The following is a 14,260-nucleotide window of genomic DNA, read 5'->3' on the forward strand; positions in this document are numbered from 1 at the left end:
GCCGCAACTGGGGCGATACCGCCTGGGGGGACGGTCGGGAGCCGTCCTCGGCACTCGGAACGGCGGGCGGCGTGTCCGGAATGGGGTATTTTGGGTCAGCAGTGTAGAACGGGAGTTGTGACGGCTATGACGGAAGATCTCCCGCTCCGAGGTGCTCACGCCGTCCCCGCGCAGGGCGGTCCGCAGTGACCCGTACCCGGCAGACGCGGCCCGATACCACCGCATCCGGAACCCTCGGCAAGGCAGCCCACGAGAACTTTCCGGTCGCCCCCTTCTTCCTGCCGCGCGCCTGGCGCGACGACCTGATGGCCGTCTACGGCTTCGCCCGGCTCGTGGACGACATCGGCGACGGCGACCTCGCCCCCGGCGGCGCCGACGCGACACACCTCGGCCTCGACCCGGCTCGGAGCGACGACAGGCTCGCGATGCTCGACGCGCTCGAGAGCGACCTGCGCCGCGTCTTCGCGACCACCGGTGAGACCCCGCACCACCCGCTGATGCGGGCGCTCCGCCCGACCGCCCGGCGCCGCGCGCTCACCCCCGAACCCTTCATCGGTCTCATCGAGGCCAACCGGCAGGACCAGAAGGTGCGCCGCTACGGCACGTACGAGGAACTCCTCGCCTACTGCGAGCTCTCCGCCAACCCCGTCGGCCGCCTCGTCCTCCAGCTCACCGGCACCGCGAGCCCCGAACGGCTGCGCCGCTCCGACGCCGTGTGCACCGCACTGCAGATCGTGGAGCACCTGCAGGACGTCGCCGAGGACCTCGGCCGCGACCGCATCTACCTTCCGGCCGAGGACATGGCCAGGTTCCACGTCGGCGAGACCGACCTCGCGGCGCCCACCGCGAACGCGTCGGTCCGCTCCCTGATCGCGTACGAAGCGGAACGCGCCCGGGATCTGCTGAATGAAGGCACCCCGCTGGTGGGTAGCGTCCACGGCAGGCTCAGGCTGCTTCTCGCCGGATTCGTGGGAGGAGGACGCGCCGCCCTCACCGCGATCGCGGCCGCCGGATTCGACGTACTGCCCGGACCACCCGGACCCACCAAGCCCAGCCTGCTGCGCGAAGTGGGAGTTGTCTTGCGAAAAGCGCGTAGAGAGGGGTGAGCCGGACCGTGGAGGGACAGACGACGTACATGTCGGCACCGGTGCAGGCCGCATACAGTTACTGCGAGGCGGTCACCGGACAGCAGGCGCGTAACTTCGCATACGGCATCAGGCTGCTGCCGGCCGAGAAGCGGCAGGCCATGTCGGCCCTGTACGCCTTCTCCCGTCGCGTGGACGACATCGGTGACGGCGAACTGGAGCCGGACACCAAGCGCGTCCGCCTGGAGAGCACCCGCACCCTGCTCGACCGCGTCCGCGCCGGCGAGGTCGAGGAGGACGACACCGACCCGGTCGCCGTCGCGCTCGCCGACGCCGCCCGCAGGTTCCCGCTGCCGCTCGAAGGGCTCGACGAGCTCATCGACGGCGTCCTGATGGACGTGGACGGCGCCGTCTACGAGACCTGGGACGACCTCAAGGTCTACTGCCGGTGCGTCGCGGGCGCCATCGGGCGCCTCAGCCTCGGCGTGTTCGGTACGGAGCCGGGCGCCCCCGGCGCCGAGCGCGCCCCCGAGTACGCCGACACGCTCGGCCTGGCCCTCCAGCTGACGAACATCCTGCGCGACGTCCGCGAGGACGCGGGCAACGGCCGCACCTACCTGCCTGCCGACGACCTCGCCAAGTTCGGCTGTTCCGCGGGCTTCCAGCGGGCCACCCCGCCGCCCGGTTCGGACTTCGCGGGCCTCGTCCACTTCGAGGTCCGGCGCGCCCGCGCCCTGTTCGCCGAGGGCTACCGGCTGCTGCCGATGCTCGACCGGCGCAGCGGCGCCTGCGTGGCGGCCATGGCCGGCATCTACCGCAGGCTCCTCGACCGCATCGAGCGCGACCCCGAGGCGGTGCTGCGCGGCCGGGTCTCGCTCCCGGGACACGAGAAGGCGTACGTCGCGGTGCGCGGCCTGTCCGGTCTCGACGCCCGGCACATCTCGCGGCGCACGGCCCGAGGGCGTGTCTGAATGCGCCTCAGGTACATCTCGCGCACCATGTGCATCACGGAAGAACGCGGCGGACGGCGGGCAACCCCCGGCCGGGCGGCCGCGTCCCTGTCTGGGCAGGACCGATCCGAGCAGGGCCGATGGGCGAACAGCCGGCGAGAGGGGGACGCGTGAACGACGACGAACTGCGCCGTTCCCGCGCGGTCGTGATCGGCGGCGGACTCGCCGGTGTGACCGCGGCGCTCCGCCTGGCCGACGCCGGGCTTGACGTGACCCTGCTCGAAGGGCGGCCCCGGCTCGGCGGGCTCGCCTTCTCCTTCCGCCGGGGCGAGCTGACCGTCGACAACGGCCAGCACGTCTACCTGCGCTGCTGCACGGCCTACCGCTGGTTCCTCGACCGGGTCGACGGCGCCCGCCTGGCACCGCTGCAAAACCGTTTGGACGTGCCCGTTCTGGACGTCGGGCGACCCGCGGGCCCCCGGCTCGGACGGCTGCGCCGCAACGCGCTCCCGGTCCCGCTGCACCTCGCCGCCGGCCTCGCCGGCTATCCGCACCTGTCGCTCGCCGAACGCGCCGGCGTCGCCCGCGCCGCGCTCGCCCTCGGCCGGCTCGACCCGGACGACCCCGCCCTGGATGCCGTGGACTTCGGCAGCTGGCTCGCCCGCCACGGCCAGTCGCCGCGCACCATCGAGGCGCTGTGGGACCTCGTCGGCGTCGCCACCCTCAACGCCACCGCCCCCAACGCCTCGCTCGGGCTGGCCGCGAAGGTCTTCAAGACCGGGCTGCTCTCCGAACCCGGCGCGGCCGACATCGGCTGGGCCGCCGTACCGCTCGGGGACATCCACGACACGATGAGCCGCAAGGCCCTGGACTCCGCCGGCGTCCGCGTCGAACTGCGCACCAAGGCCCACGGCCTCGCCCGCACCGAGGACGGGCACTGGGTGGTGGACACCGGCGCCGAACGGATCGAGGCGGACACGGTCGTCCTGGCCGTACCGCAGCGCGAGACCCACGCCCTGCTGCCCGAGGGCGCGCTCGACGCACCGGACAGGCTCCTGGAGATCGGTACGTCCCCGATCCTCAACGTCCATGTCGTCTACGACCGCAAGGTGCTGAGGCGGCCCTTCTTCGCCGCGCTCGGCTCCCCGGTCCAGTGGGTCTTCGACCGCACCGAGGCGTCCGGCCTCACCGGACCCGGGCAGTACCTCGCGGTCTCCCAGTCCGCGGCCGGCGACGAGATCGACCTGCCCGTCGCCGAGCTGCGCGCCCGCTACCTGCCCGAACTGGAACGGCTGCTGCCCGCCGCCCGAGGCGCCGGCATCCGGGACTTCTTCGTCACCCGCGAGCGCACCGCGACCTTCGCGCCCGCGCCCGGCGTCGGCCTGCTGCGCCCCGGCACGCTCACCCGCGCCCCCGGACTCTTTCTGGCAGGCGCCTGGACCGCCACCGGCTGGCCCGCCACGATGGAGGGCGCGGTCCGCAGTGGTGCGAGTGCCGCGGACGCCGCGCTCCTGGCGCTCGGCCGCCCCCATGAACATCCGCTGCAGGAGGCGGCATGAGCAGTACCACCGGAACAAGAGGAGAGTCAGTGACCCCGGCGAATCCGGCTTCCGACACCGTGGCGGACACCACGGACGTCACCGCGCTTCTGGAGCGCGGACGGGCCCTTTCCGCGCCGGTGCTCCGGGCCGCCGTCGACCGGCTCGCACCGCCCATGGACACCGTGGCCGCGTATCACTTCGGCTGGATCGACGCCCAGGGCAGGCCCGCCGACGGCGACGGCGGCAAGGCCGTCCGCCCGGCACTGGCCCTGCTGTCCGCCGAGGCGGCCGGAGCCGCGGCCGAGGCCGGCATCCCCGGCGCGGTGGCCGTCGAGCTCGTGCACAACTTCTCGCTGCTGCACGACGACCTGATGGACGGCGACGAGCAGCGGCGCCACCGCGACACCGTATGGAAGGTGCACGGCCCCGCCCAGGCCATCCTGGTCGGCGACGCCCTGTTCGCCCTGGCCTACGACATACTGCTGGAACTCGGCACGGCCGAGGCGGGCCGCGCGGCCCGGCGGCTGACCTCGGCGACCCGCAAGCTCATCGACGGGCAGGCCCAGGACATCTCCTACGAGCACCGCGAGAGCGTCACCGTCGAGGAGTGCCTGGAGATGGAGGGCAACAAGACCGGCGCCCTCCTCGCCTGCGCCTGCTCCATCGGCGCGGTGCTCGGCGGCGCCGACGACCGCACGGCCGACGTCCTGGAGGCGTACGGCCACCACCTCGGGCTCGCCTTCCAGGCCGTCGACGACCTCCTCGGCATCTGGGGCGACCCCGAGTCCACCGGCAAGCAGACCTGGAGCGATCTGCGCCAGCGCAAGAAGTCCCTGCCGGTCGTCGCCGCGCTCGCCGCGGGCGGGCCGGCCTCCGAGCGCCTCGGCGAACTGCTCGCCGCCGACGCCAAGAGCAGCGACTTCGACAGCTTCTCCGAGGAGGAGTTCGCCGCCCGTGCGGCGCTCATCGAGGAGGCGGGCGGTCGTGAGTGGACCGCCCAGGAGGCGCGTCGACAGCATGCGGTCGCCATAGAGGTGCTGCACGGTGTCGACATGCCGGAACCCGTGCGGGCGCAGCTCACAGCGCTCGCGGACTTCGTCGTCGTACGAAAGAGATGATCACCATCTGGTCCATATGACTCGCAGTCGCGGGGGGGGGGCCCCCCCCCCCCCCCCCCCCCCGCCGCCCCGCCGCCCCGCCGGTGTGCGGGTGTCAGCCGGCCGGCACCGAGACGGTGCCCGTCCCCTCCGCCGCCGCCCCCGTCGCCTCGGCCACCACGCGGTACGGGCGGTCGATGCGCTCGGGGGTCACCGTGAGGGTGTCCCCGTCGCGCGCCACCCGGAAGGTGGCGGCGGTGGCGCCCGTGTGGTCCGGCACCGTCACCGTCGTACCGGCCCCTGCCGCGCCGCCCCCGAAGACGCGCAGCGTGAGCCCGTCCAGCCAGTCGCCGTCCGGCCGCTGGTCGTCGCCGCCCCAGGGCAGGACGGCGCCGGGGCGGACGAGGACCGGGAGGCTGTCGAAGCCGTGGGTCTCGTGGCGCCAGACGGGTCCGGTGACGGTCTCGCCGGTGAGCAGATGGGTCCAGGTGCCCTCGGGGACGTAGTACTCGACCTGCCCGTCCTCCGTGAAGACCGGGGCGACCAGCAGGTCGGGGCCGAGCATGTACTGCCGGTCCAGGGTGCGGGTGGCCGGGTCGTCCGGGAATTCGAGGAGCATGGGCCGCATCACCGGGACGCCGGTGCGGTGGGCGGTGGCGGCGGCGCCGTACAGGTACGGCATGAGCCGGTGCTTGAGGAGGGTGAACTCCCGGGCGACGTCCACCGCTTCCTCGCCGAACTCCCACGGCACCCGGTAGGAGACGTTGCCGTGCAGCCGGCTGTGCGAGGAGAGCAGGCCGAAGGCGAGCCAGCGCTTGAAGACCGCCGGGTCCGGGGTGCCCTCGAAGCCGCCGATGTCGTGGCTCCAGAAGCCGAAGCCGGAGAGCGAGAGGGACAGGCCGCCGCGCAGGGACTCGGCCATCGCCGTGAACGAGGCGAAGCAGTCGCCGCCCCAGTGCACGGGGAACTGCTGGCCGCCGGCCGTGGCGGAGCGGGCGAAGAGGACCGCCTCGCCGTGGCCGCGCTCCTTCTCCAGGAGCTCGAAGACGGTCTGGTTGTAGATCTGCGCGTAGTAGTTGTGCATCCGCTCGGGGTCCGAGCCGTCGTGCCAGACGACATCGGTGGGGATGCGCTCGCCGAAGTCCGTCTTGAAGCAGTCGACGCCCTGGTCGAGCAGCAGCCGCAGTTTGCCGGTGTACCACTCGCGCGCGGCGGGGCTGGTGAAGTCGACCAGGGCCATGCCGGGCTGCCACAGGTCCCACTGCCAGACGTCGCCGTTGGGGCGCCGGACCAGGTGGCCGAGTTCGGCACCTTCCGCGAACAGCGCCGACTTCTGGGCGATGTAGGGGTTGATCCACATGCTGATCCGCAGTCCGCGCTCCTTGAGCCGGGCGAGCATGCCCTCCGGGTCGGGGAAGACGTCCGGGTCCCAGAGGAAGTCCGACCACTGGTACTCGCGCATCCAGAAGCAGTCGAAGTGGAAGACGGAGAGCGGGATGTCGCGTTCCGCCATGCCGTCCACGAACGAGGTCACGGTCTCCTCGTCGTACGCGGTGCAGAAGGAAGTCGTCAGCCACAGGCCGAACGACCAGGCCGGGGGCAGGGCCGGGCGGCCGGTGAGCGCGGTGTAGCGGGCCAGTACCTCCTTGGGGGTGGGTCCGGCGACGACGTAGTACTCCAGCGACTGGTCCTCGACGCTGAACTGCACCTGCCCCACCGACTCGGAGCCGACCTCGAAGGACACCTTGCCGGGGTGGTTGACGAAGACGCCGTAGCCGCGCGAGGAGAGGTAGAACGGGATGTTCTTGTAGGCCAGTTCGCTGCTGGTGCCGCCGTCCGCCTGCCAGATGTCGACGCTCTGGCCGTTCTTCACGTACGGGGTGAAGCGCTCGCCGAGCCCGTAGACGTTCTCCCCGACGTCCAGGGCGAGCTGGGCGAACATGTGGTGGGCGCCGTCGGAAGTGGTGGCGAAGGCGGTGCCCTTGGTGTCGGCACCGGTCAGGCGGCGCCCTTCGGCATCGGCGAAGGTGAGGCCGAAGGGCCCGTCGGCGTCCATGCGCAGCGTCAGCGGTCCGCTGGTGAGTTCGGTGACTCCGCCGTCCTGGCGGGTGCGGGCGCCGGAGCCCGCCGGGTCGAGCCCGGGGAAGGCGAAGTCCGGGCCGCGGCGGGCCTTTCCGGCGTGGTGCGTGATGCGGACGCCGATGATCCCCTCGGCCGGGGAGAAGCAGTCGGCGGTGATGAGCGGGGTGTTGAGGGTGTCGCCGCGCTCGGCCACCGGTTTCACCGCCGCGTAGGCGGTGAACCGGTCGGCGCTGACGCGCAGATCGCGGATTTCGGTCGCGTAGGAGGCGCGTACGCCCTCACGCATGAGCCAGAAGCCGTCGGTGAACTTCATGCGGACTCCTTGCCGGGGGCAATGGGAGGGGGATCGGGGAGGCTGCGGCGCTTCACGCGCCCGCCCCGGTGAAGCCGAGACGGGCCAGCCGGACCGTGCCGCGCAGGGCGACGCGCAGGTCGCCGACGCCGGAGGCGGTCAGTCCGGTGTGCAGGGTGCGGTAGTCGTACGGTCCGTCGGTGGCGGGCACCGGGACGGTGACGGTGGAGCCGTCGACGGTGATCAGGACGGCCCCCTCGCCCGAGGCGAGAACCTCGACGCCGCTCGTGGCGGCGCCGAAGTCGCACCGGCGGTAGAGGAGTTCGTTGGACTCGCCGGTGGCGGTGACCGCATCGCCGTCCGTCTTCGCCCGGTCCACGATCGCGGTGCCCAGCTGCTCGTCGTAGTCGGCCGCCTCCAGATTACGGTCCAGGACCGGGCGCGGCCCGGCCGGTTCGCCGTCGACGGTGACGACCGTGAGGCACCGGATGTCCGCACTGGAGGCACCCGCCTGGATCTCGTAGGCGCCGGGCTCGACGGTCCAGCGGCCGTGCGCCACGTCCCAGTGGCCCAGCTCCTCCACCGGCACGGTGAACGCGACGCGCTCCGCCGCCCCGGGGGCCAGGTGCAGCCTGCGGTGCCCGGCGAGTTGGCGCAGCGGCCGGGGTACGGACGGGGCCACGGCCCGTACGTACAGCTGGGCGACCTCGTCGGAGGCGGCGGGGCCGGTGTTGGTGACGTTCAGCGAGACGCGCAGCACGTCGCCCTCGCGGACGGCGGTCAGGTCGCTGTACGTGAAGTCGCTGTAGGTGAGCCCGTGCCCGAAGGGGAAGAGCGGGGTGCCGTCGTAGTAGAGGTAGGTCTGCCGTGAGCCGATGATGTCGTAGTCCAGGAGGCCGGGCAGCTCCGCGTCGGAGGCGTACCAGGTCTGCGGGAGCCGGCCGGCCGGGGAGACGTCGCCGGCGAGCACGCGGGCGAGCGCGGTGCCCGCCGCCTGGCCGCCGTGCGCGGTCCACAGCAGCGCGGGCAGCGTGGCGGCGGCGTCGGCGAGGGCGTACGGGTAGGCGGAGGTGACCGCCAGGACGGTGCGCGGGTTGGCGGCGTGGGCGGCGCGCCAGAGGCGTTCCTGCTGGGCGGGCAGGTCGAGGGTGGCGCGGTCCTCGGTCTCGCGGCCGTTGATGTGCGGGTCGTTGCCGACGACCACGACCACGGTGCCGGCGGCGGCTGCCGCGCGGGCGACGGCGTCCTCGCCGCGCTCGGTCACCTCCGTCTCGAAGACGGTCCCCGGGGCTCCGGGATTCTCCTCGTCCGGGGCGGCAACCTTTACGCCGTCGGCGGCGACTGAGACATACCCACCCGTTCCGATGTGCAGAAGGCGGTGACCGCCGGCATGCCCTTCCACCGCCTCCCACCGGAAGGTCTCCTGGACGACCCAGCCGCCCGGCTCGTCCGCGGAGGCGCGTACATACCCGTCCTCGGCGACCGAGAGGTAGCGGCCGTCCGGCTCCCGCAGGGTGATCACACCGCCGCCCCAGTCCACGAGCGCCAGCTCGGACGGGGTGTCGGCGCAGGTCAGCGGCGGGAGATCGGTGCGTCCCGCGAGCAGTGCCGGGTCCAGGGCGCCCTCCGCGCCGCGCGCCGCGTCCCCGGCCGGGTCCGCCTCGGGGATGTGCAGCCAGCCGTCCGCGCACTTGATGCGGACCAGGTCGGCGCCCTCGGCGTGGATCACCCGGTCGGCGCCGAAGCGCTCGCGGAGCCCGTCGAGCGGGGTCGAGCGGTGGATCAGGGTGCCGCTGTACCAGTCGAGCTTGCAGGCGTCCGCGAGGAGTCCGACGACGGCGACGGTCCGGCCGGCGTCCGGGTCGAGCGGCAGCAGCCCGTCGTTCTTGAGGAGCACGACCGCCTGCTCGGCGGCCTCCAGGGCGAGCGCCCGGTGCTCCTCGGTGTCGAGGGCGTCGGTGTCCGCGTAGGGGTCGGTCTCGGGGTCGAACTCGCCGAGGGCGAAGCGCATGTGGAGCAGGCGGCGGACGGCGGTGTCGACGTCGTGCTCGTCGATGAGGCCGCGCTTCAGGGCGCCCTGGATGCGGCCGGTCATGACGGAGGAGTCCTGGCCGTGGTCGGTGAAGCTGTCGACGCCGGCGCGCAGGGCGGCGGCGGTCGCCTCCTCGTGGGTGTCGAAGTAGTGCTCGGAGTCGACCAGGTTGCTCGGCGCTCCGGCGTCGGAGCAGACGGCGAGGGGCTGTTCGGTCCAGCTGCGCAGGTGCTGGGAGAGCAGCGGCGACACATGGTTGGGGCGGCCGTTGACCAGGTTGTACGCGGGCATCACCCCGGCCACCGCGCCCGCCCGGACCGCGTCGCGGAAGGCCCTGAGGTCGTATTCGTGCAGCACCCTCGGGCGGACCGACGAGGACGAGGTGTCGCGGTCGGTCTCGTTGTTGTGGGCGAGCCAGTGCTTGAGGACGGGAGCGGTGCGCCAGTAGTGCGGGTGGTCGCCGCGCAGGCCCCGGGTGTAGGCGACCGCGATGGCCGAGGTGAGCCCGGCGTCCTCGCTGTACCCCTCCTCGCCGCGCCCCCAGAGCGGGTGGCGCAGCAGGTTGACGGTGGGGGCCCAGACGTTGAGCCCGACCCGGTCGTCGTGGGCGCGCTTGGTGCGGACCTCGTCGCCGACGGCCGCGCCGACGCGGCGGACCAGATCCTCGTTCCAGGTGGCGCCGAGGCCGACGGCCTGCGGGAAGACCGTGGCCTGCCCCATCCAGGCGACGCCGTGCAGGGCCTCCTGGCCGGTGCGGAAGGCGGCGAGCCCGAGCCGGTCGACCGCCGGGGCGAACTGGTGCAGCATCGCGACGCGCTCGTCGGGGGTCAGCCGCCGGAGCAGGTCGTCGACGCGTTCCGCGAAGGGCAGTCGCGGATCGCGGTAGGGCTGCGGTTGTTCCGTCACGTGCGGGTCCTTCGTCAAAGGTGGGAGGTATGGCGGTGCCGGCGCGTCGTGCGGGCCAGTGAGCAGCCTCGGACGATCTTTCGAAGCGCTTCGATGCTCGACGCCCAACCCGGCGCATGTCAAGGGTCGATGACGGACCTCGGCTTCCGGTTCTCCCTCCCCGCCTCGGGAAACGGTTCGGAAACGCATCGGAGGATTCCGGCAACGAAGTCTTGTGCGACACAGACCCTTCACTTAACCTCGCTGCAACATCGAAGCGCTTCGACATAGCTTCGATGGGGCGCCCGGCGCCCTTGATTTCCCGGGACGGCGACTCCTTCAGCCGCCGCCCAGTTGAACCGCTTCACCTGGGGCCGGTGACACCGGCTCAGCCAGTAACGCTCCACCTCAGACACAGGAACCGAACGGCGGTCGCCCCGCCGCGTGTCGTCCTGGTGCGCCTCGAAGGGTTGACGCAATGACGCCGAATTCCTCCCCCTCCGCCTCGTCCCCGAGCCGGAGAAGCTTCCTCGCCACGGGCGCGGTGGCGGCCGTCGCCGTGGCCGGCGGGGTGCCGCTGCTCGCCGCCTGCGGCGGTTCCGGTTCCGGTTCCGGGAGCAAGGAGGGCACGACCACGGGCAAGGCCCTCAAGAAGGTCGTGCCGAGCTACGTGCCGCTGAACCTGGTCCAGCCCGACGTCCCCGGCGTCAACGGGTCGAGCCCCGGCTTCACCAAGCTCCCCGACCCGCTGGTGGTCTCGGTCAAGTCGGTGCCGGGCAAGGGCTCGAAGTTCCGGGTCATGACCCCGCTGTGGGGCACGGTCCCGAAGAAGAACAACCCGTACTACACGGCCGTGAACAAGGCGGTCGGCGCGACGCTCGACTTCGACCCGCAGGACGGCAACACGTACCAGGACAAGATCGGCGCGGTTCTCGCCGGTTCGGACATCCCGGACGTCATGACGATCCCCGGCTGGAACATGCAGGGGCAGATCCGCAACGCCATCACCGCCAAGTTCGCCGACCTCTCCCCGTATCTCGCGGGCGACGCCGTCAAGAAGTACCCCAACCTGGCCAACATCCCGACCGGCGCCTGGCAGTACTCGGTCTTCGGCGGCAAGCTGCGCGGCCTGCCCATGCCGACACCGATCATCGGGAACGCGATCTTCTACCGCAAGGACCTGATCGGCTCCGGTGCCGTTCCGGCGAGCTCGGACGACCTGCTGGCCTTCGGCAAGGAGTACACCTCCCCCAAGAAGAAGGTGTGGGCCTTCGACGATCTGTGGGTCTGCATACAGATGATCTACGGTCTGCTTCCGGACGCACCGCACTACTGGCGGGTGGAGGACGGCAAGCTGGTCCACAAGATCGAGACGCAGGAGTACCGGGAGGCGCTGGCCTTCGCCCGCAAGCTCCACGACAACGGGTACGTCCACCCGGACGCCGAGGCCGGGAAGGACGCCGACTCCAAGATCCGTTTCACCAGCGGCCGTTCGGTCATGTACAACGACGGCACCGGCGGCTGGAAGGGCATGGTCACCGAGCAGGCGGCCGTCAACCCGAAGTTCGACATGCAGGCGCTGGACTTCTTCAGCCCCGACGGCGGCAAGCCGACCCTGTGGCAGTCCGACCCCGCGGGCATCTTCACCTTCCTCAGCAAGAAGCTCCCCAAGGCGAAGATCGAGGAGTTCCTCGCCATCGCCGACTACGCGGCCGCGCCGTTCGGCACCGAGGAGTTCATGCTCACCAACTACGGCGTGAAGGGCACCCACTACACGATCAAGGACGGGTCCCCGACGTACACCCCGCAGGGTGTCGAGGAGGCGCAGCCCTCCACGTTCCTGTTCGTGGCCTCCCCGCCCACCTCCATCGCCTACCCGGACCAGCCGCAGCTGGCCAAGGACTACGCCGGCTGGATGGCGCGCCAGGCGCCGAACATCAAGAAGCCCCTCTTCTTCGGCATGCAGGTGGTCGAACCGCAGCGCTACGCCTCCCTGTACACCCCGTTCGACGACCTCCAGAAGGACATCCGCCGGGGACGCAAGAAGGTCAGCGACGTCGAGGACGCGGTGAACACCTGGAAGAAGAGCGGCGGCGACAAGCTGCGCGACTGGTACCAGGACATTCTCGACAAGAACGGCTCCGGCAACTGACGCGTACGTACGAGAACGAAGGGGCCGCCGGGCACACGCAGCCCGGCGGCCGGGGTCAGGAGCACGACATGGGGAGCACAGGGTGAAGGCACGGGCCACGGTCACGGCCGACCCGGGCGGCACCGCCGGCGGGGCGAGCGCCCCGGCCGCCGGGAGCGGCACCGGGGACGGTGACGGCGAGGAGACGAGGAGCGCGGGCAGGTCGCGGGCCGGGGGCGTCCGCGGACCCCGGAAGGAACAGGGCGGTATCACCTGGCGCCAGCGGCTGCGGCGGGACCGCACGCTGATCCTGATGACGATGCCGGCCATCGCGCTGCTGCTGATCTTCAACTACGTCCCGCTGCTCGGGAACATCGTGGCCTTCCAGGACTACGACGTCTACGACCTGGGCATCACGGGCAGCCCGTTCGTCGGGTTCGACAACTTCACCCGGATCTTCGAGGACTACCGCTTCTGGGAAGTCCTCGTGAACACGCTGGTCATCTTCGTGACCCAGCTGGTCCTGTTCTTCCCCATCCCGATCGCCATCGCGCTCCTGCTCAACACGATCATGAGCGCGCGGGTCCGGGCCTGGGTCCAGGCGGTCGTCTATCTGCCGCACTTCTTCTCCTGGGTGCTCGTCGTCACCGTCTTCCAGCAGATGTTCGGCGGCGCGGGACTGGTCGCCCAGTGGCTGCGCGAGCACGGCCACGAGGGCTTCGACCTCATGACCGACCCCGGGTTCTTCAAGTTCCTGGTCAGCGCGCAGGCCGTGTGGAAGGACGCCGGCTGGGGCGTCATCGTCTTCCTGGCCGCGCTCGCCGCCGTCAACACCGATCTGTACGAGGCCGCGGCCGTGGACGGGGCCGGCCGCTGGCGCCGCATGTGGCACGTCACGCTGCCCGCGCTGCGCCCGGTCATCGCCCTGCTGCTCGTCCTGCGGGTGGGCAGCGCGCTCAACCTCGACTTCGAGCAGATCCTGCTCCAGCGCGACCAGGTGGGCGCGGGAGCCTCGGAAATCCTGGACACCTACATCTGGTGGACGGGCATCAAGACCGGCGACTTCGGCTACGCCGCCGCCGCCGGCATCTTCAAGGGACTGTTCAGCGTCGCCATGGTGCTGGGTGCCAACAAGGTCGCCCACATGCTGGGCGAGCAGGGGGTGTACTCCAAGAAATGACAACTCTCCTGGACCAGCGAGCGGAGCCGGCGCCCCGCACCGAGACACGCCTCCAGCGCGCTCTGCGCATCGAACCGCGTCCCGTGTGGGAGGAGGAGCCGACGAAGGCCGGCCTCGCCTTCAAGGGCTTCGGGCTCGTCGCGATCTGCGCGGTCATCATCATCCCGATCTGGGTGGTCCTGGTGACCAGCCTCTCCGACACCAAGACCATCAACGACGCGGGCGGCCTGGTCGTCTGGCCCAAGCACATCACGTTCGTCGCGTACAAGGAGCTGCTGAGCGGGGGCGCGGTGACCCGAGCCGCCGCCGTCAGCGTCGGCCTCACCGTCGTCGGCACGGCCGTCAGCATGGTCGTCTCGATCCTCTGCGCGTACGGGCTCAGCCGCCGCGACTCGTACGCGCACCGGCCCCTGCTCATGACGCTGATGGCGACCATGTTCTTCGGCGCCGGACTCATCCCGACGTATCTGCTGGTCACCGGCATCGGGCTGAGCAACAGCTACTGGTCGATGATCCTGCCCAGCGCGATCAGCGTGTTCAACGTGCTGGTGCTGCGCGGCTTCTTCATGGACACCGCGCCCGAACTCATCGACGCGGCCCGCATCGACGGGGCCGGCGAGTGGCGCATCCTGCTCCAGATCATCATGCCGCTGTCGCGTGCGGTGATCGCCGTGATCTCGCTGTTCTACGCGGTCGGTTACTGGAGCCAGTGGTTCAACGCGATGCTCTACATCCAGGACAGCGACAAGTACCCCCTGCAGATGATCCTGCGGCAGCTGGTCCTCCAGCACCAGGTGCCGCCGGGCGCGATGGGCGCGGCCGTGAGCAACGGGCAGATCAACAGCCTCGCCGTGCAGATGGCGGTGATGATCCTCGCGCTGATCCCGGTCGCGGTGCTGTCGCCGTTCGTCCAGAAGCACTTCCAGAAGGGCATGCTCACCGGCGCCGTGAAGGGCTGACCCGCCACTCCTCCCCCGCTGACCCC

The 14,260-nt window shown here is 71.3% G+C and carries 9 protein-coding genes; 7 read left to right on the plus strand and 2 right to left on the minus strand.

Annotated features, from left to right (window positions below; genetic code table 11):
• Nucleotides 1-185: 185 nt before the first annotated feature.
• From hpnC to ACLQ2N_RS04320, 4 genes are all read left to right on the plus strand, one after another.
• A complete protein-coding gene (hpnC, locus tag ACLQ2N_RS04305) occupies nt 186-1,106 on the plus strand; it encodes a squalene synthase HpnC (protein ID WP_425809170.1) in 921 nt (306 codons plus the stop codon).
• Between the two features lie 29 nt (nt 1,107-1,135).
• Nucleotides 1,136-2,056: a presqualene diphosphate synthase HpnD gene (gene hpnD / locus ACLQ2N_RS04310; protein ID WP_425810197.1), complete on the plus strand. Its 921-nt coding sequence runs from the start codon at nt 1,136-1,138 to the stop codon at nt 2,054-2,056.
• A 119-nt stretch (nt 2,057-2,175) separates the two neighbouring features.
• Nucleotides 2,176-3,594, plus strand: coding sequence for a hydroxysqualene dehydroxylase HpnE (gene hpnE / locus ACLQ2N_RS04315; RefSeq protein ID WP_425809172.1), 1,419 nt, complete (start codon nt 2,176-2,178; stop codon nt 3,592-3,594).
• Entirely contained in the window at nt 3,591-4,694 is a 1,104-nt protein-coding gene (locus ACLQ2N_RS04320) for a polyprenyl synthetase family protein (RefSeq protein WP_425809174.1), read from the plus strand. Before hpnE ends, ACLQ2N_RS04320 begins: the two co-directional genes overlap by 4 nt.
• Nucleotides 4,695-4,788: 94 nt before the next feature.
• Here the strand turns inward: ACLQ2N_RS04320 and yicI are convergent, their stop codons facing one another.
• Both yicI and ACLQ2N_RS04330 read right to left on the minus strand, forming a co-directional pair.
• Nucleotides 4,789-7,068, minus strand: a complete 2,280-nt coding sequence (yicI, locus tag ACLQ2N_RS04325; RefSeq protein ID WP_425809176.1) for an alpha-xylosidase — start codon at nt 7,066-7,068, stop codon at nt 4,789-4,791.
• Between the two features lie 52 nt (nt 7,069-7,120).
• Nucleotides 7,121-9,985, minus strand: a complete 2,865-nt coding sequence (locus tag ACLQ2N_RS04330; RefSeq protein ID WP_425809177.1) for a glycoside hydrolase family 3 C-terminal domain-containing protein — start codon at nt 9,983-9,985, stop codon at nt 7,121-7,123.
• A gap of 523 nt (nt 9,986-10,508) precedes the next feature.
• Here ACLQ2N_RS04330 and ACLQ2N_RS04335 point away from each other — a divergent pair.
• The 3 genes from ACLQ2N_RS04335 (at nt 10,509) to ACLQ2N_RS04345 (ending at nt 14,234) form a co-directional block, all read left to right on the plus strand.
• Nucleotides 10,509-12,116, plus strand: coding sequence for an extracellular solute-binding protein (locus tag ACLQ2N_RS04335; protein ID WP_425810198.1), 1,608 nt, complete (start codon nt 10,509-10,511; stop codon nt 12,114-12,116).
• Between the two features lie 82 nt (nt 12,117-12,198).
• The gene (locus tag ACLQ2N_RS04340; RefSeq protein WP_425809179.1) at nt 12,199-13,275 is read left to right on the plus strand and encodes an ABC transporter permease; all 1,077 of its coding nucleotides are present in this window, start codon (nt 12,199-12,201) and stop codon (nt 13,273-13,275) included.
• Nucleotides 13,272-14,234, plus strand: a complete 963-nt coding sequence (locus ACLQ2N_RS04345) for a carbohydrate ABC transporter permease (protein ID WP_425809181.1) — start codon at nt 13,272-13,274, stop codon at nt 14,232-14,234. Before ACLQ2N_RS04340 ends, ACLQ2N_RS04345 begins: the two co-directional genes overlap by 4 nt.
• The last annotated feature ends 26 nt before the right edge of the window (nt 14,235-14,260 follow it).

Source organism: Streptomyces sp. DT224, assembly GCF_049844595.1.
In the GTDB taxonomy this organism is placed as follows: Bacteria; Actinomycetota; Actinomycetes; order Streptomycetales; family Streptomycetaceae; genus Streptomyces.